This window comes from Oscillospiraceae bacterium (assembly GCA_031265355.1).
Lineage (GTDB): Bacteria > Bacillota > Clostridia > Oscillospirales > UBA929 > JAIRTA01.
Genome location: JAISCT010000011.1, coordinates 81,257 through 99,145 on the forward strand (window position 1 = coordinate 81,257; position 17,889 = coordinate 99,145).

At 51.4% G+C, this 17,889-nt stretch carries 19 protein-coding genes; 7 read left to right on the plus strand and 12 right to left on the minus strand.

The features are described from left to right. Positions 1-85 precede the first annotated feature (85 nt). The 3 genes from LBK75_01485 to LBK75_01495 all read right to left on the minus strand — a co-directional run bounded on the left by LBK75_01485 (position 86) and on the right by LBK75_01495 (position 5,770). On the minus strand, positions 86-2,887 hold the full coding sequence (locus LBK75_01485) for a response regulator (protein ID MDR1156971.1): 2,802 nt from the start codon (positions 2,885-2,887) through the stop codon (positions 86-88). A gap of 172 nt (positions 2,888-3,059) precedes the next feature. Beyond that, the gene (purB, locus tag LBK75_01490) at positions 3,060-4,493 is read right to left on the minus strand and encodes an adenylosuccinate lyase (protein MDR1156972.1); all 1,434 of its coding nucleotides are present in this window, start codon (positions 4,491-4,493) and stop codon (positions 3,060-3,062) included. After that, a complete protein-coding gene (locus LBK75_01495; GenBank protein MDR1156973.1) occupies positions 4,490-5,770 on the minus strand; it encodes an aminotransferase class I/II-fold pyridoxal phosphate-dependent enzyme in 1,281 nt (426 codons plus the stop codon). Before LBK75_01495 ends, purB begins: the two co-directional genes overlap by 4 nt. Before the next feature lie 329 nt (positions 5,771-6,099). Between LBK75_01495 and LBK75_01500 the strand changes: the two genes are divergently transcribed. From LBK75_01500 to LBK75_01515, 4 genes are all read left to right on the plus strand, one after another. Continuing rightward, positions 6,100-7,005 carry a cation diffusion facilitator family transporter gene (locus LBK75_01500; GenBank protein MDR1156974.1) on the plus strand — a complete coding sequence of 302 codons (906 nt, stop codon included), beginning with the start codon at positions 6,100-6,102 and terminating at the stop codon, positions 7,003-7,005. A gap of 97 nt (positions 7,006-7,102) precedes the next feature. Beyond that, a complete protein-coding gene (locus LBK75_01505; protein ID MDR1156975.1) occupies positions 7,103-7,357 on the plus strand; it encodes a type II toxin-antitoxin system prevent-host-death family antitoxin in 255 nt (84 codons plus the stop codon). Further along, on the plus strand, positions 7,350-7,694 hold the full coding sequence (locus LBK75_01510; GenBank protein ID MDR1156976.1) for a type II toxin-antitoxin system RelE/ParE family toxin: 345 nt from the start codon (positions 7,350-7,352) through the stop codon (positions 7,692-7,694). Before LBK75_01505 ends, LBK75_01510 begins: the two co-directional genes overlap by 8 nt. Before the next feature lie 59 nt (positions 7,695-7,753). Further along, a complete protein-coding gene (locus LBK75_01515) occupies positions 7,754-8,983 on the plus strand; it encodes an ATP-binding protein (GenBank protein MDR1156977.1) in 1,230 nt (409 codons plus the stop codon). A 55-nt stretch (positions 8,984-9,038) separates the two neighbouring features. Here the strand turns inward: LBK75_01515 and LBK75_01520 are convergent, their stop codons facing one another. The 8 genes from LBK75_01520 to LBK75_01555 all read right to left on the minus strand — a co-directional run bounded on the left by LBK75_01520 (position 9,039) and on the right by LBK75_01555 (position 15,911). Continuing rightward, a complete protein-coding gene (locus LBK75_01520; protein ID MDR1156978.1) occupies positions 9,039-9,593 on the minus strand; it encodes a hypothetical protein in 555 nt (184 codons plus the stop codon). An 82-nt stretch (positions 9,594-9,675) separates the two neighbouring features. Continuing rightward, positions 9,676-9,981: an SdpI family protein gene (locus tag LBK75_01525; protein ID MDR1156979.1), complete on the minus strand. Its 306-nt coding sequence runs from the start codon at positions 9,979-9,981 to the stop codon at positions 9,676-9,678. A gap of 211 nt (positions 9,982-10,192) precedes the next feature. Next, a complete protein-coding gene (locus tag LBK75_01530; protein ID MDR1156980.1) occupies positions 10,193-10,744 on the minus strand; it encodes a hypothetical protein in 552 nt (183 codons plus the stop codon). Between the two features lie 134 nt (positions 10,745-10,878). Continuing rightward, complete coding sequence (locus tag LBK75_01535; protein MDR1156981.1) at positions 10,879-12,204, minus strand: hypothetical protein; 1,326 nt, start codon at positions 12,202-12,204, stop codon at positions 10,879-10,881. Positions 12,205-13,090: 886 nt separating this feature from the next. After that, positions 13,091-13,660, minus strand: coding sequence for an accessory gene regulator B family protein (locus LBK75_01540; GenBank protein MDR1156982.1), 570 nt, complete (start codon positions 13,658-13,660; stop codon positions 13,091-13,093). Then, positions 13,620-14,978, minus strand: a complete 1,359-nt coding sequence (locus LBK75_01545) for a GHKL domain-containing protein (protein ID MDR1156983.1) — start codon at positions 14,976-14,978, stop codon at positions 13,620-13,622. The genes LBK75_01540 and LBK75_01545 overlap by 41 nt, the downstream gene beginning before the upstream one ends. A gap of 3 nt (positions 14,979-14,981) precedes the next feature. Beyond that, on the minus strand, positions 14,982-15,689 hold the full coding sequence (locus LBK75_01550; GenBank protein MDR1156984.1) for a LytTR family DNA-binding domain-containing protein: 708 nt from the start codon (positions 15,687-15,689) through the stop codon (positions 14,982-14,984). Between the two features lie 90 nt (positions 15,690-15,779). Then, entirely contained in the window at positions 15,780-15,911 is a 132-nt protein-coding gene (locus LBK75_01555; protein ID MDR1156985.1) for a cyclic lactone autoinducer peptide, read from the minus strand. A 294-nt stretch (positions 15,912-16,205) separates the two neighbouring features. Between LBK75_01555 and LBK75_01560 the strand changes: the two genes are divergently transcribed. The 3 genes from LBK75_01560 (at position 16,206) to LBK75_01570 (ending at position 17,474) form a co-directional block, all read left to right on the plus strand. Further along, entirely contained in the window at positions 16,206-16,445 is a 240-nt protein-coding gene (locus LBK75_01560; protein MDR1156986.1) for a DUF3791 domain-containing protein, read from the plus strand. 55 nt (positions 16,446-16,500) lie between these two features. After that, positions 16,501-16,737: a hypothetical protein gene (locus LBK75_01565; GenBank protein MDR1156987.1), complete on the plus strand. Its 237-nt coding sequence runs from the start codon at positions 16,501-16,503 to the stop codon at positions 16,735-16,737. A gap of 158 nt (positions 16,738-16,895) precedes the next feature. Beyond that, positions 16,896-17,474: a DUF4364 family protein gene (locus tag LBK75_01570; protein ID MDR1156988.1), complete on the plus strand. Its 579-nt coding sequence runs from the start codon at positions 16,896-16,898 to the stop codon at positions 17,472-17,474. 80 nt (positions 17,475-17,554) lie between these two features. On the opposite strand, the gene LBK75_01575 is transcribed toward LBK75_01570, so the two are convergent. After that, the coding region (locus LBK75_01575) for an S-layer homology domain-containing protein (GenBank protein ID MDR1156989.1) at positions 17,555-17,889 on the minus strand (335 nt) is incomplete at its 5' end.

Here is a 17,889-nt window from a genome sequence, read left to right on the forward strand (position 1 = left end):
CCGGCCGCCTCAGGCGTCCGGCGTATTGATACCTCCCCTCTACCCTGTCTCTTTTTATAAAAATTCTGCTTTTATAAATCTATTTCTAAAGAACGGACAATCGCTCTTGAATCTGTTGAAGGTCCATCAGGGCCACGCGATCCTTCAGCCACGTTATTAAGTCTGACTGGGTTTCGTATTCATAGTCTTTCAGCTCGTCCATGGCTTTGTCTACACCGTCCATGTCGAAGTTCGCACAAGCCTCCTGCAACCGATGCAGGGTTTCGGTGTCCGGCGCTTCCTTTTTGACCTTTTGTGTCCCTTTGTCCACCGTTTCCAGCATGGCGGACAGTTCTGTAATCAGTTGCTCGGCGGCCCGGATGAACGCCTCGTTGTTGGCCTTTACAAAAGCGATATCCCCAGCCTTGGCCGCGTGTTCCAGCGCCTCCGCCTGTTTGCCCACCGCGTCGGCGCAAACACCGTAGCTGCTGCCCTTGATGCCATGCACAACGACCGCGTACGCCGGCAGAGTCTCTTCGCTGTACGCGCGCACCTGTTTGAGCAGGGAGGGCGTGTTCTCGGCGTAAGATTGCAACACTTCGAGGTAGGTGTCCTCATCGTCCAAAAACCGTTCAAGTCCCTTCTTCCAGTCGAGACCGGCGATCTCCCACGCCTTCGTCGGCTTGGCCGGGGCGGGCGCCGCCTCCTGCTCCGCCGCCGCTTCACCGTTCTGAGCGGCGGTGAGCGCCTCCTCCTGTTCTTTGTCGCGCACCCACCGTCGGATCAATTCGTCCATCCGTCCGATGTCGATGGGTTTGGAGAGAAACGCCTGAAAGCCGTGCCGCAGGAACATCTCATCGTTGCCGATGATCGCATTGGCCGTCAAGGCGATGATCGGCACATTCTTTGCGTAGTCCGTTCCGATTTCTTCCCGAATGATGCGCACGGCCTCAATGCCGTCCATACCCGGCATCATATGATCCATAAAGATGGCGTTGTAACGCACCTTCTCGTTTCGCACGAGCGCAATGGCCTGCGGACCGCTGGTCACGCAGTCCACTTGCATGCCGTAGGACTTCATCATGCCCCTGGCGACATCCAAATTGGTGGACACGTCGTCCACCACCAGCACTCTGGCGTAGGGCAGCCGGATGCGTACCAGATTCGCGTTCCACGTGCGCTTTTGTTCCAGGTATTCAAAGTGCTCCAGATGTTCCGTTACTTCGCGCCCGATCGGTACATCCGTCGCGAACCCCTGCCGGAAGCGCACGGAAAAGACGCTGCCCTTTCCATATTCGCTCGTCACGGCAATGTGACCGTCCATCATCTCTGTGACTCTCTTGGTGATGGCGAGACCCAGCCCGGTGCCCTCGATGGTACGGTTACTCTTGGTGTCCACCTGATTGTAATCGGAAAACAGCTTTTCCACATCTTCCGGACGGATGCCGATACCGGAATCTGTTACGCTGGATACCACCCAGACGTTTTCGCCGTCTCTCTCACAGGAGAGGCGCCACTCCACGATTCCCTCTTGCGTATATTTAAACGCGTTGCTGAGCAAGTTGTTGAAGATGCCCTTCACCTTCAGCTCATCTCCGAACATCCGGCACGGCAGCGTCGGATCTATGACCGGGACAAATTTGATGGACTTATCTCCAATGCGCATGATGTTCAAAGAAATCGTATCGTTGATCATGCTTGGTACATCGTATTCAACCGGAATGAGTTCAAACTTCCCGGATTCAATCTTGGAGATATCCAAAAGATCGTTGACGATACCAAGCAGTGTGGCGCCGGAATTGTGTATCTTTTCAAGATTCTCTCGCATCTCCCCATCCGCAATTCCCTCGTTGAGAATCAGCTCGGAAAGGCCGATGATTGCGTTGAGCGGGGTGCGCATTTCGTGGCTTGTGTTGGCCAAAAAACGACTCTTGGCCTCGGAGGCGTGCTTGGCTACTTCATTTAATTCGGCGAGGCTTTCATTTTGTTCGTTGATCTTACTAAAAGGTTTTGCCAGGCCGCCTGAGAGCAGCAGAGACGCCAAAAAACCGAGTGCCAGAAAAATGAGCGCGGCAAGCATCAACCCCTGCTGTACGTGCGTGGCCGGGCTCTCCGAAAGCGGCGCCACCACGCCCAGCACCCACCCCATACTCGACCCCGTAATCGACATATAGAAGCAGATGCGTTCGACACCCTGGTAATCGTATTCACCCACACCCCGGCCTCCCTGGATCATTTGACTGTAAAATTCCCCCATCGTCTTCACACTCGGATCCCTTTTGGCCCGTTCGATGTAGTTGTGACGTTCTTCCACCATGAACGGGCGAATGTTCGCTATCATGGTGCCTTCCCCGTCCAGAATGAAAATATTCCCTGTTTCCCAAATCCGGAAGTCAGACAGCAAGTTACTGAACAGATTGCCGGGCACCGTCGCGGACAGCACGCGCGCCCCCATCGGCACGCAGACGTCGAACACGAGCACTCCGCTTGCATCCCGTCTGGTCGTTGAGATGACAGAATCCCCCGCAAAGGCCTTTTCGATAAAACTGCCGCCGATCAGGCTGAGCGGCGCCGGTGCAAAGCCGCAGGACGTCACGATCTTTTCGCGGTCGAACACTGCCAGTGCCATAAACGTCTCATGAGACGCCAGCTGTTCCTCCAGCAACAGATCCAGTGTCTCATCCGGTGCGTCCAGCAGATACTGCGAGACGGAAAAGACGTCGGCCTTAAGCAGCGCTATCTGGGTGCTGATCAAGTCGTCCGCGATTTCGCCGATCACTTCTATGTGGCTTTTCACCGTTTCGACAAGGTTATTTTGCGTGAAGATGAGACCCATGCCCAAGTTGGCCATGGTAATGACCACCACGATGAGCATGATAACGAGAATGATTCTGACACGGATCGACATAGTGCGTTCCTCACACATTCCGAAGCCAGCGCCACCGGGCCGCCTCTGCTTTTCAAAAAATTTCCAATCTGTATTTTCTATAGTATCGAAAGAAACGGGGATGGAATTAATTCCCTCCCCGTTTCCGCCCTTTTTTTTCGCATCGTCTCGGTCCGGCCCAATGGACGCAAACTCAATTGCGCACGTCCGTGTCGATGTCCTCTTCGGGATACGCCGAAAGTCTGGGTCGAACCACGCCGCACAGGAATTCTTCTACTTGTACCGGTGCGCGGCCCACGTAACGTTCCGGCGCCAGGCCGGCTTCGATTTCGGCCAGGGTCAGCCCAAAGGCCGGATCGCCGGCGATGCGGGCCGCCAGGTCGTTCGGTTCACCCCGGTCCTTCACCGCGCGGCCGGCTTCGATCGCGTGCACTCGGATGCGCTCATGCAGCGCCTGCCGGTCGCCGCCGCGTGCCACCGCGTCCATCAGGATATTTTCGGTGGCCATAAACGGCAGTTCCGCCTCGATGTGCCGCCGGATCACCGGTTCGTGCACCGTGAGCCCGCGCGCCACGTTGTCGTAGAGATTCAAAATGGCGTCCACCGCCAAAAACGCCTCCGGCACGGCGATGCGCTTGTTGGCGGAGTCGTCCAGCGTGCGCTCGAACCACTGGGTCGAGGCCGTCATCGCCGTGTTCAGCGCATCCACACAGACGTAGCGCGCCAGCGACGCGATCCGCTCGCAGCGCATCGGGTTGCGCTTGTACGGCATGGCGGAGGAACCGACCTGGCCGGCCTCGAAGGGTTCTTCGATCTCTTTGAGATGGGACAGCAAGCGGATGTCGGAGGCAAACTTCGCCGCGCTCTGCGCGATCCCGGAGAGGGTGTCGAGTACAAAGGCGTCCACCTTGCGCGAGTACGTCTGCCCGGAGACTGGCACGACGCCGTCGAAATCCAGCGCCCGGGCGATCGCCGCCTCCAGCGCCCGCACTTTATCGTGATCGCCGTGGAAGAGCGCCAAAAAGCTGGCCTGCGTGCCCGTGGTACCTTTGGAGCCGAGCAGTTTCAGCGTGCCGATCCGATGCTCCAGCTCGTCCAGGTCAAGCAGCAGGTCGTAAAGCCACAGAGATGCGCGCTTGCCCACCGTGGTCAGCTGGGCCGGCTGAAAATGCGTGTATCCCAACGTGGGCATGTCCTTATATGTCTCGGCGAAACGCGCGAGCGCGCGCGCCGTGCGCACCGTTTTGTCCCGCACGAGGCACAGCGCGTTCCGCATGATTAAGATGTCCGTGTTGTCGCCCACATAGCAGCTCGTGGCGCCCAAATGGAGGATTGGCCGCGCGAGGGGGCACTGCTCCCCATAGGCGTGGATATGCGCCATGACGTCGTGGCGCAGACGTTCTTCCCAGTACGCGGCCCTATCGTAATTGATCTCGTCTCGAAAACGCTCCATCTCGTCGATCTGTTCTTGCGTGATCGGCAGACCCAGTGCCCGCTCGGCCCGTGCCAGCGCGATCCAGAGCCGCCGCCAGGTGGAAAATTTTACATCGGGAGAAAACAGCCGCAACATGGCGCGGCTCGCGTAGCGCTCCGCCAGCGGACTTTCGTAACGATCGCGCGCACTCATGGTTTCCTTTCCTCCAATCGCTTCTCGACATACGCCAGCTTGGCGCAGACACAGAGCAGTTCCATCGAGACCCGCAGCTCGTCGACCGACGGATAGGTGGGCGCGATACGCAGGTCCGCGTCGTGCGGATCGCACTGATAGGGCCAGGTCGCCCCGGCCCCCGTCATGATGACGCCGGCCTCCCCCATCAGCGCGACAGTGCGCCGCGCGGTGCCGGGTGTGAGCTCCAAACTGACGAAATATCCGCCGCGGGGCGCATACCACGAGGCGATGCCTGCGAGCCCTTCCGACAGCACCCGGTCCACAGTCTCAAACTTGGGCCGGAGGAGCGCCGCGTGGCGGCACATGTGGGCGCGCACACCGTCGATGTCCCCCAAATAACGCACATGGCGGAGCTGGTTCAGCTTGTCAAAACCGATGGTCTGAAAGAAGATCGCCTGCCTCGCATGCGCCAGCGTCTGCGGTCCCGCCGCGAGCGCGGAGATCCCCGCGCCGGGGAATGTCACCTTGGAAGTAGACGCAAATTGGATGACGAGCTCAAGGTGGCCCGCCCGCGCACATGCCTGCCAGATACCGGCGAGCGCCGGCGCGTCCTCATAGAGCGCGTGTACCGCGTAGGCGTTGTCCCAAAAAACCCGGAAATCGGACGCGGCGGGCGTGAGAGCCGCGATGGCGTGCACGGTTTCGTCGCTGTACACATAGCCCTGAGGATTGGAAAATCTTGGTATACACCACATGCCTTTGACGGCGGGATCGGCGACGAGAGACCGCACCGCCGCCATATCCGGGCCGTCCGGGCGCATGTCCACGGGGATCATCTCGATGCCGAAGTGTTCACAGACGGAAAAGTGACGGTCGTACCCGGGCGAGGGGCAGAGGAACTTGACGCTTCCCTGCCGTATCCACGGCTGCGTGCCGCCGCCCATGCCGTGGGTCATGGCGCGGGCGATGGTATCGAACATCAAATTGAGGCTGGAGTTGCCGCCCACGATCACGGTTTCCGGCGGCGTGTCCATGATAGCCGCCATCAGCGTCTTGGCCTCCGGCAGCCCGTCCGGCACCCCGTAGGTGCGGGTTTCGACCCCGCCGATCTTGCAGGCTTCACCGCGCGTGACGGCGGTGAGCAGCCCCTCGGACAGGTCGAGCTGGTCGAGCCCGGGCACGCCTCTGGCCATGTTGAGCTGCAGGCCCTTTTGCCTGTAACTTTCATACGTCTTTTGCAATTCCGCTTGCCGCGCATGCAGATCCTCTCCGCTCAATTCAGACCAAGCCGGCACAATCATCTCTCCTTAAGCATCTCAGACCCACGAACCCAAACGGGCATTTTTGAAAGTCTGAGGGTGTTCAACTTGCATATCATCATCATATGCTATGAACACGGAGATGTCAATTGGGAATTTAGGCACTATCGATTTGGTCCTCGTAACGTCCTTTGCAAGTCTTTCAGAACATCCTCGTAAAAACCTCGCTTCACTTGACGGGGTCGCACGGCATATGGTGGAGTTGAGTGCCCAGCGCACGCCGCCGGCCTCAAGTTGGCGGGCGGACCGTCCGCGGTGGGGAGTGCCCCATCGGGTGTCTGCCCGAGAGGGAGGCTTCCCCATTCATGGAGGCGAAACACGCTGCGCGCACGGTTCTGCGCGTCTCACGCCACGGCATTGCCGTCAACTTGCTGCTGGCCGGCTTCAAACTGGCGGCCGGCCTGATCGCCCACTCGTCCGCGATGATCTCGGACGCCGTACACACACTTTCCGACGTCCTGAGTACCGTGGCCGTGATGATCGGCGTGATGCTTTCCAGCCGGGCGTCAGACAAGGAACACCCTTACGGGCACGAGCGCCTGGAGTGCGTCGCGGCCATCGTGCTCGCGGCCGTCCTCTGCGCCACCGGCGTCGGGATCGGTTATATGGGCGTACGGAGCGCGCTGGCAAGGGCCTCGTCAAGCGGCGCGCTGGCCGCGCCCGGTCTGTTGGCGCTTGTGGCGGCGGCTGTCTCGATTCTTGTGAAGGAGGGGCTTTACCGCTACACCCGAGCGGCGGCGGAGCGGACCGACTCCTGCGCTCTGAAGGCGGACGCCTGGCACCATCGCTCGGACGCGCTCTCGTCCGTCGGCAGCTTCGCCGGCATCCTCGGCGCGCGGCTTGGCCTTCCGATTCTGGACCCGCTGGCCGGCGCCATTCTCTGCGTGTTCATCGTCAAGGCGGCCGTCACAATTTTCCTCGATTCCGTCGCCCGGATGACGGACCGGGCCTGCGACGACGAGACGGCGGCCCAGATCTTCGCGGTGGCAGCCCGGCAGTTTGGCGTGCGGGGCATCGATCAATTCCGGACGCGGCTCTTCGGCAGCCGCATGTACGTGGACGTGGAGATCCGCGCCGACGGCGCGGTTCCCCTGCGTGAAGCCCACGACATCGCCCAACGCGTCCACGACGCCATCGAAGCGGAATTCCCTTCCGTCAAACACTGCATGGTCCACGTAAACCCGGACGACAAAACAAACGAGCGCCTCTGACGATGTATTTTTGATGCGTTTGTCCCGAGTGTTGTAAAGTTTGATGTTGTATTTTACGAATAAAAGTGCTATACTGTCAGCAGAAGGAGTTGATGGTATGCCGAATATCAAACCGGTTTCGGATTTGCGAAACTATAATGAAGTCTTACGTGGGGTGAGCATGGGCGACCCTGTATTTCTGACAAAAAACGGACGCGGACGCTATGCGATTCTTGATCTGCGCGAGTACGAAAAAACACAGGCAACGCTCAAACTCATGTCGGAACTTGCCAAAGGTGAAAAAAGCGGGCATGAACAAGGCTGGCTTACATCGGAGGAAGTCGAGGTAAGTTTGGGTGTAAACAATGGGTAAAATCCACTACTCACGGGAAGCAAGGGCAGATCTTGCGAACATAAAAGAATACATCAGCGGAGAACTTGCCAATCCGGGCGCGGCGCTTCGGACGGTCGCCCATATCACGAAGCGGATACGGGAAACGGAACGGTTTCCCGAAATAGGCGCTCTGCTTTCGTCAATCGTAGATATTGACACAAATTATCGCTTCCTCGTCTGTAAAAGCTACCTCGCGTTTTACCGTATCGAGGGACAGGATGTTTATATCGTCCGTGTGCTTTACGGAAGCCGGGATTATCTTGCTATCCTTTTTGGAGAACTGCCACAGGATGGCGAAGAAGAGCAAAAAGCTTGACAAAATCGCTCGTTCTGACTATAATGGAATTGAACTCCATAATAGTCAGAGGTGAGGTTGTGTATTACCACCGTCATATAGAACCCGTCATCGCGAGAATTGCGGGACGCAAGCCTGTCGTCGTCCTCACCGGCGCGCGTCAGGTCGGCAAATCCACGATGCTCCGCGAGACGTATCCGGGCATCCGTTACGTCACACTGGGCCGCCCGCTTGTGCGGCAAAGCGCGCTTGACAACCCGTCGCTGTTCTTCGAACAGTGTAAGCCGCCTGTCGTCGTGGACGAGATCCAAAAAGCGGCGGGGCTTTTTGATTATGTCAAAGACATCGTAGATGAGGACAAGACCAAAGGGCAATTTTACTTGACTGGTTCTCAAAGCCTCATGCTGATGAAAAACATCGGTGAAAGCCTCGCCGGACGCGCCGGAGTCGTCAAACTGCTTGGTATGTCGATGCGCGAACTGGACGAAATATCTTACCGCGCGCCCTTTCTACCCACGCCAGGACATTTTGCGGCGATGGGGGATGCGGGCGCGCGGTTTGACTACGACAGGACCGTGTCGCGGATTCACAAGGGATTTTTCCCGGAGTTATATGAAATCGCGAGCGACCTCAAGGATTGGTCGGACTACTACAGTTCCTACTTCCAGACATATATTGAAAAAGATATCCGAGGTCTGCTGAACATTCAAGACGAATCCGCTTTTATCAAATTTGTGAAGGGCGCCGCATCGCTGACGGGAGAAATGCTGAATATGCGGACGCTCGCGGAACTCTGCGGCAAGGATGAGAAAACCGTGCGCAAGTGGCTCTCCGCGCTGGAGTCGAGTGGGCTTGTGTATCTGTTGGAACCGTACTACAACAACCTCGGGAAACGGCTGATTAAGACGCCAAAACTGTATTTTCTCGATACGGGGCTTGCCTGCTTTCTACTCGGATGGAACACGCCGGAGCAGCTCACAAACGGCGCGATGTGGGGGCATATCTTTGAGAGTTTTGTGTTCGCGGAGGTGCTGAAAAGCTACTACAACGACGGCAACGTCACACCGCCGCTCTACTACTACCGCGACAAGGAAAAGAACGAAATCGACCTCATCATCAAGGACGGCGGCACGCTGCACCCCGTTGAGATAAAGACAACGAGCGATCCCTTGAGATCGATGGTTTCAGCTTTCTCACTGCTTGAAAAGCTCTCAGGTATCAAGGTCGGCACAGGTGCGGTGGTCTGTATGGCAAAGGAGATGCTGCCGCTGACAGAGAACGTACAGATAGCGCCGGCGGCGATGATCTAGTAGGCTGTGTCACCTAAATATTTACAGGAGAAAAAGCGAGAGCAACCATGCGGCGTTATGCAAAACTATCTATTGTTGCTTTCAAGGATTGGTAAAGTTCTACACGACGCTGTGCGCCTCCAGCGATATTGTACCATACGCTCTCATCTGCGCCCCGTTGTTCTGATATTTTAACGGCGCTGTCGTAATTAGGACGTGGATATATGGTATTTCGGTCATCATCGAAAATGGTAAATATAAACACATTCGGCACATCACTTCCGGACGATATTTTCTTGATAAATTGAAGTTCTATCATATCGGCCGGTGTGGAATAGCTAGGTACAGCTGTGGGCTGAAATAGTTTTCTTATAAAGCGACTATCATACAGTATGTCATAAATTGCCTGAATCTCCGATTCCGCTGTGAACGTAGCGTTAGACAATGAGGATTCCTCCTCCACCCCAGGCATTATTTTCATTTGTATGACATCAATTCTCGCGACTTGATCTCGTGGAATCATCACATTAAAACGCAACGGAATCAGATAGGTCAATCCGACAGAAAGCAGACATAGAGCAAGGATTCCTACCACCAATTTGACTCGATGTTTAACAAGAAATGTTTTCAATTTACTTACCTCCTCAAATTAAGGTTTGCCACTTCGATGCTGACATATACACTTACCATATATTCGCCATTTTTAAGATGTTTTATCGCCTTAATGCTATCTCGGTAAGTATAATTCCTATAATCATCACCGCTAATTGAATGCTAACAGAAAAATAATAGGCAATTATATATGTTTCATAAATGGCATTATTTATAATACATATAAATATGACAATAAGACTCAAAATAAATAAAATAGATCCTGCTTTTTGTGAGTATTTAGAATAGTATATATGAGCAAATCTCCAGGATTCTATACTAGCCATTGAACGTTTGGTGCGAAAACCAATTACTTCATTTATTTTCTTCGGCCCTCCCCTCTTCCAGGCAAAACCTAAGATTATCATTATTACAGGCAACATCATTATTAATAAACATATAAAAACCTTCATATTGACTTCCATACCTCATCTTAACCCGAGTTTTCAACCGAAAACCCACGAGGTTACCCTTACTACTTGCTTCCGATGCCTGTATTCTACCATATTTTACATCTGCTTGCAAGCTGTTTTTATCCTGTTTGCAGTGAAAATTCCATATGCCGAAAATTCTCAACAGTTATCTTATTTCATTATCCTGAGCATCATAAAAAGTATAGCTAAATTCTGATTGAAAATTAGGAATAGGGATAAGAATAACTGAAGGAATATTGTGAACTTCAATGGTAACGATTTCATTGATACTATAATGATTTATTAATATCTTTACAAGCTCTGGGTTGTTATTGAGCACAAGTAGAAATCTTTCACTTTTATCATCCTCTACTGTATAGTGGTAATAATAAATATATATATCTGCTGCACGTTTAAGAAGACGCTCTGAAAAAGAACACTTAACCAACCGAACGGAAGGGTCATTGACATTCCTAAACGTGGCAATGCCAATCTTATTTGACTTGTGTTCTATAAAGCCAACAATTCTATGCGATTTAAGTAAATCAGAATCAAACAATTCTACATCGACTATAGCCTGTCCAGTAGTGTCAATCAAAAAGTCAGCTATTTGTTCAGCTGGAGGCCTTAAATCTCGTAATTTACGCCATACTATAAGTGACGCTATACATATTACTATGAGGCATATCAGAAAAAATAGTCTTCTTCTTTTATTCACCTATGTCACGCCTTTCTGTATGCTCAATTATTTTGAACAGTTATCTGCTCACAAAGGAGACTGCATTCAGCAGCCCCCTTTGTGGTGATAGTGTTGAATTTTTAATTCTTATCCTACTTGAATCTGTTTGACTTTCAGTTGACAGCTATATTAACATTATGATCGCAATACAATGGATAAACTTCCATTGTTCCTGCATTAATAACATCAATATTCCACCTTGCCTTCATAGAAGAAGAGCTACGAGAAGCATTCCCATAATCTCTCAGAGCGGAAATCACCTCGAAATAGTGACCATTCTGAGTAAGCTTAAAATCAGAATCCATCACTGTCTTTATACTTCTTGTATAATTGCCATTAACGCCGTTAGTATAGCCAGTATAAATAGAATTAATGTCAACATAATGTGATCCTGAGAATGTGAGTGGAAAACTGTAAGTGAGAGCAAGCACACCTAACGATATACTAATGTCAGCCGAAAGGCTCCCGCCCCATCCATTACTCTGAACATACCCATCCAATGTCGTGCTTTTCCATGCTGTATTCCCAACAGAAATTTGAGAAAGGCTAAGCCCGTCAATATGAAGATATGAACTAGTATTAGAGTTTAAGGAGGTGCTGACACTAAAACTCATGCTCTTTTCATATACCTCAAAGCGATAGTATTGATTTACTTCCTGTCCAATAGGCACATTGGAATAATCAACATTTGTAAACCATTTGATTGTATGCGTTTGAGTCTCGCCCATATTGGAGTATGTTTTTGTGCAATACCAATATTTGGTATTCGAAATTGCTCTTAGTAATGATACACCTTGTATGTCTTCACCAAATTCACTTGAGATGGGTTCGAAATTTGTCGCAGCCCACGCACCCAATAAAGGGGTGATATCCAGAGAGGCAATGTAAGCGTCGCTAAGGTTTAAGGTAACATCAAATACTTCAATCAAAAAGTAATCACGAGTTTCCGATTCTTCGTCTAATAGATATACTTTCAAAATTGAGCTGACATTTTCATTTTCACTTTCAAAGTATGCGATAGTGTTTACAACATCCGCAGTATAACTAAAATTTACCACATTAAAACGAGAATCGGACGCGACTCCTGCAAAAAATACAACGCTAGCATCTTCTGTTCTACCTACAAGTTCACCTTCAATCTCAATTTCCTCACCATCTATATTTGCAGTGACATTGATAGAAGAATCTGAGTTCGAGTTGATGCTTACGTAATCGTTCTCCACAGTTGTTGATTCATCAATAGTAGCGCTAACCAAATTAGTACCTGTGTTATTAATGTCTGTTGCGTGTGCGATGTTCGCTTGGTAAATTTGAGTATCTTGACTAAAGGAATCACTGTAGACAACATCATTAAACCATGCAAATGCCGTAAAGTTGCTCATGCTCATAGCGAGTGTGAGAACAAGTGCGATGATGATTTTCGTTGTTTTGCTTTTCATACTCTTTCTCCTATCAATTTTTATTTTCACCACTATTATCAGACGCCTCTGCCGACACTCGCAGTGATTAGTGTCGAATTTGACCAGACTCACTCGTGAAGAAGCGTGCGCGTAATAGAGATACTATTCCGTCATGTAAATATTGAACCCTTACTCCACTTCAAGTCTATTGCTTATCGGGCGACCTTTTTTTAATATTGAACTTCCCTGCGTCTATATCTTAATAGAAACGCGTTACGCTTGAGGTCATTACACCAGCCTCATCGCCGTCTCCGACCTGCGGCCGGACACGCGGCGGACATGTTTCTGTTTTCCAGCGTGCTGGAGCTCTATCTCTGCCTAAAGAGCCGGCCTTACGGCCACTTTTATTACGAGATCTCCGGGGAGTCAGTGCTCCGCCTCCAAACGCTGGCGACACTTGCTTTTGAGGAGAATAAGGATACTCAGAGGAGTACGTCATGAGTGCCACAGAGGCTTAGTTAGGAAGAGTGATGCCTTCTCGGTAGAGCATCACTCTTCCTAGAAAACCAAATGCAGTTAAATTCATGCTGTCTGAGATCGCTTTGTAGGGCGAGTTCCTGGTGAAGTTTGTATACCAATGAAGTTAGCGCTCGCCGCTGACCGGCGATTTACTCCATTGCTCCGCTATCCACTCTCTATAATCTACGGAGGCAGCGAAAAAAATTGTATGTTTTTCAAACTTTCCTCACTCTCCTCGTCGAAAATTTTGTAAAGCTAACACGTGTGATCTGTCTCTATCTTACCACAAACATATTGTGCTGTGTGCAAAAAGTCATAAGAGGTCATAAATTTGTCACGAATGGGGAAAATCGTTATTCACGCCAAATTTGATACCACTCAGGTCACCACAAGCAAAACGCTGACATCAGTTCCTTTTGATCAAATTCTTTCCATGCGCCGCCAGCATCGAAAATGCCACCACACCAAGCCCCGTAGACATCGCTATGCCAATATGAGCGGATACGCCCCAAATTAGGATGGCACTCAAAAATGCCCCGAGTACAGCGGCGACCCGTGCGTATTTGCGCATTTTTAGTCTTTGGCCGGCACTCATCTTGACATTCACATGGGGCACGGGGGCAAGTTTGTAAACGACGACAATAGATAGGCCGGCCACAATGGTGGCCGCCATGGGAGAGATGTGGGGCAAAATAAACATCACACCCCACCAGCCAATGTACATGATCAGGAAGCACCGCAAATGCGTTTGGGCATGGTAGCCGCCGCCGTACGACTGCAAGGGCAGAATGACCGCGAGAAGTGCAATGCTCTCCGGCACCTTGCCTATCATGGCAGCTGACACCAGAACAGAGGCGAGATTCAACACCGTGTGGATCAACAATTCCAAGCCGTACTCATAAATGTCTTCGTCCAGCTCTTGAATCACACCCGTCTCACTCCACCTGCTCGTTACTCTTTTGATGAGCGCTGTCATCTGTTCTCCCTCCTTGCGCCGGAACTAACGGCAATATGACATATGTCCCAAACACACCATTGTCATGTTCGCGCAATACATGGCCATGATACTTCTCTACAATGGAATTCACATATTGTATCCCAATTCCGTGAAACCATTTGTCTTTCACGGTCAGATAATTCTCCCCCTCTCTTTTGATCTCACCGTTGAAGCTATTTTTGATAGAAAGCACCAGATTTTTTCCCTTCACCAGAAGAGAAAAGGAAATAAATCTCGCTTGTCCCGTATCGCCAATGCGCTCACAAGCTTCTATGGCATTGTCCAGCAGATTGCCTGCAATGGCACAGATATCATTGTCCTCAATGAGGTTGTTTTCGGGATATATAGTCTGTATATCAATTTCGATATTGCGAGAGTGTGCTAACAGCATTTTCGCACTTACCACGGCGTCCAGTACTGGATTTCCAGTTTGTAATGCAGTATTTTTCTGTGCGGGATCTACACTGATTTTCTCCAAATATTCCAATACTTTCTCAGATTTTCCGCTCTCGACCAATGCCCGCAAGGCAATCAGATTGTTCTTATATTCATGTCGCCATGTGCGCATATCAGTATACATGGCGTCAAGCTCCTTAAAAAAGTTTGACTCCAACTCCAGACGCTGCAAACGTGTGGAAAGATCAACATTGCGGGTCTCCTCGCGAACGAATATTTCATACATCAAAAATATTCCGATTAAGATAAACAAAAGCCCGACCGCAAGCCATATCAACATGTCGTTTGCCCTTGCATCAAAATTCGATAGATTCAACAGAATAGAGAGCAGGCACAAAAAAGTTAATATGACCGTACAAAAAAGCACAAGGATAGGTTTCTTTTTCAAATTGTGCACATGGAGTTGTTTCTTTGCCAAAACAAAAAACAGTATAAGCTGGATGCTCTTGATCAAAATCATTGCAAGCAGCCGTGAGTGATCTTGATATTGCCGCGTACTTTCAATACTTACATTGGTAAGAAGCGCGGCCAAACCTGCCCCTGCCAAAGAACTCCCGAGCATCAAAGCAAACACAAAAACAACGCCAAATACCTTCTGAAACAATTTGCCGCGTTTGGCCAAACACAGATAAACAATAAGAATTCCATGCGTTATATAGTCATAAAAAGACAAAGACAAAAAGGTGGCAATAAGCCCCCAAACAACCAGACACAGCCACACGCACAATTGCGGAGCCATGGACTTACTCTTGGAAACATATCGATTGTGTAGAAAATACACCTTCGCCAGGCACTCAACCAAAACAGCTAATGTCTCGATGACAATCCATTCTACTCTCATATTTTATCGCTCCGTATATAAACGAACGAAGGCGTCATTGACTTTTTTCGAATTGTTGCGGCTGATGGAGAGCGTTTCCCCGCTTGACAGAAGGAGCGAATCCTTATATACACAGTCTACTTTAAAAAGATTTACAATGCAAGAGCGGTGGCAACGAATGAAATAATTCGGCAATATTTCACTCAATTCTTCGGCAGTCTTACGCAACTCATAGGTTTCCTTTTCAGTTTGAATACTAGCGGTATGAGACGACATAGAAATGTAATAAATATCGTCATAGAAGAGCTTCATCTGCCCGTTTTCGTTCGACGCCACCAGCATGGCTTTCCGGCGGGAATTCCAAATGGTACACGCCTTGTCCATGATCGGCAGCAGTTTTGCCGGCGAGAGAGGCTTGATCAAATAATGTAGGGCATTTACGTCATATCCTTTCAGGCTGTACTGAGCGAAGCTTGTGACGAAGACAATCATCATATTTTTGTCTGTCTTTCGTATGTAGTGCGCCAATTCAATGCCTGTCATGCTTTTCATCTGGATGTCCAAAAAAACGAGATCGAATGAGATATCCTCCGGCCATACGGCAATGAATGCCTCGGCACTGGGATAACAGAAGATATTCGTCTGCACCTTCCGGGAAGCCGCCCAATCCTCAACGGCATCGACGAGGCGCTGCTGCATGTTCGGCGCGTCGTCGCAGATGGCAATGCGCACGGGGAATCACCTCGCCTTATCGTGATAAGCGTACAGAACCACCTGTGGAAGCAACATGGGCTTTTCCACAGGCTGATTCTGTCAGAACGCTCATTTTGCCAGTTTTTCAGGCACTTTCGGCTGGTACCATCCCAGGTCACTCGTCAGCCCCGCGCCCTTTGACGCGACGCGGTATGTGAGCGCGGCAAGCGCTTTAGCAAGCGGATGCGTGAATTTTTTCACAACCAAGCCCTCCTTCCCTTGCGTTTATCTGGAACATTGAAGCCAGTATACCACGTTTGCCTGCCTTTGAGAAGATCTTGGCGCAAGTGGCGGTAAATTTGGCGCGAACGGTGAAGAACACCCATTCGCGCCAAATTTTGCCCGTTCATGCGGCGAAACACGGGTGGGCCCAACCTGTTTGACAGTGATGGCTTTTGTGTGTATGTCAAAACATTTGACAAAATGCGCCCATCGGGTATACAATCGTCACATACTTGAGTATGATTCACCCAATAAAGTTAGGGGGTGGCGAGGATGGGTCAGAAGCGGGCGGAAATGACGCCGGAACAATCGTTTTTTTCAGTGTTCTGCATAGAAGCCGTGGCGGAAGCACTAGGCACAACGGGCGATAAAGTCTATGGAATGCTCACGGAGGATAGTGATATCCTCGACAGCTATATGATCCCTTGTTATGACGTGCTCCACACGCAGGGCAAAGAATGGGTTGTCAGCGACCTGCTCGGACTGATGAAAAAGCGAGGTGTGGTACAATGATACTGTACCACGGTTCGTATGATCAGTACATCAAATTCGTGGAAGCGAGGGAGATATGATGAAGGCAAACGCCGATATCAAGAACTACGTATATGACGGCGTGGTGAACGAATACGCAAAACTGGCCGGCGTTTCGCTCCGCGATGCCTTTGATACCCTGTACAAGTCACGCCTGTACGGCCAGATCCGCCGCGGCGTTTCCGATATGCACTGCCGCAGTGACGGCTACCTCGCGGAGGAATTGCTGCGCGAACAGCAAAATACAGCCCGCGCAAAGCAAGCGGCTCCATAAAAACAATTTACAATCGACAGCCAACCATGTACAATGGATGTGGTGGACCTCTGTGCAGCCGGAGGGCAAACGCCCCGCCGCCGGCACAGAGGCCCACAAAAAATATTGGGAATAATTGTCAATTATACATTGTCAATTGTCCATTGGGTTGTGAGAAGATGGCGCGGTATGGGTTTGGCGGCGGGAAGACGGATCTGAAGATCTTCGTGTTGTATGTCATGCGCCATATATCGGATCCGGTTGCGTTCGACCAGATGAGCGAGATGGTGCTGATCGACGACAATATCAATTATTTCCTTTACTGCGAATGTGTTGCCGAGCTGCTGGAGAGCGGACTCATGCGCAAGGAAACAGATAAGGACGGCCGGGAAACCTATCTCATCACGCCGCGCGGGAGCGAGACCGGCCGTATCGTCGAGAGCAGCGTTCCGTTTTCGCTTCGGCGAGCCGCCAAGGAAACCGTGCTGATTGTCCTCAACCGGATCCAGCGGCATGCGCGTCTTGAGGCCCATGTGATCGAACGGGACGGCGAACCGCTCGCGAGCATCAAAATGACGGACGGACGGGACGCGATTTTGCAAATGGAGCTCATGACAGGCAGCCATGCGCAGGCGCGGGAAATCTGCGGAAATTTTCTGCTCCACGCCGAACGCATCGTGGACCGCGTGCTCCGCTCTCTGTTGGAGCCGTACGACGACGAGGAGACGACTGAGACAAAGGACGGGTTTTCCGAATAACTGACGAAGTTCAGGGGTTCAGGTGGCAAAAGGACCGCTTCCCGGTTGCGGGAGACGGTCCTTTTGTTGTTTGGAATCTATTAGGCGGCGGACTGTGACGCTTCGCTTGTGGCGGCCGCCTTGGGGGACCAGATTTCGCTGCCGTCCGGCCGGACGGCGACGTTGTAGCGGTCATGGTCCGTGGAGGCCTCTACGATGTCTGCGTAGGCCCAGTGGGCCCTCGGCAGGTCGGTGAATGTCGCGATGTCTTCTGGGATATCCTCCGTGTGGAGGATGCGCTGCAGCATGCGGTTGATCACCGTCACGACCTGGGCTCTGCTCGTCCGCTCGTCCGGCCGGAAGGTGCCGTCCGGGAAGCCCTGGACCCAGCCGCGCGTCGCCGCGCTGTTGATGTAGCTGAGCGCCCAGTGTGTGG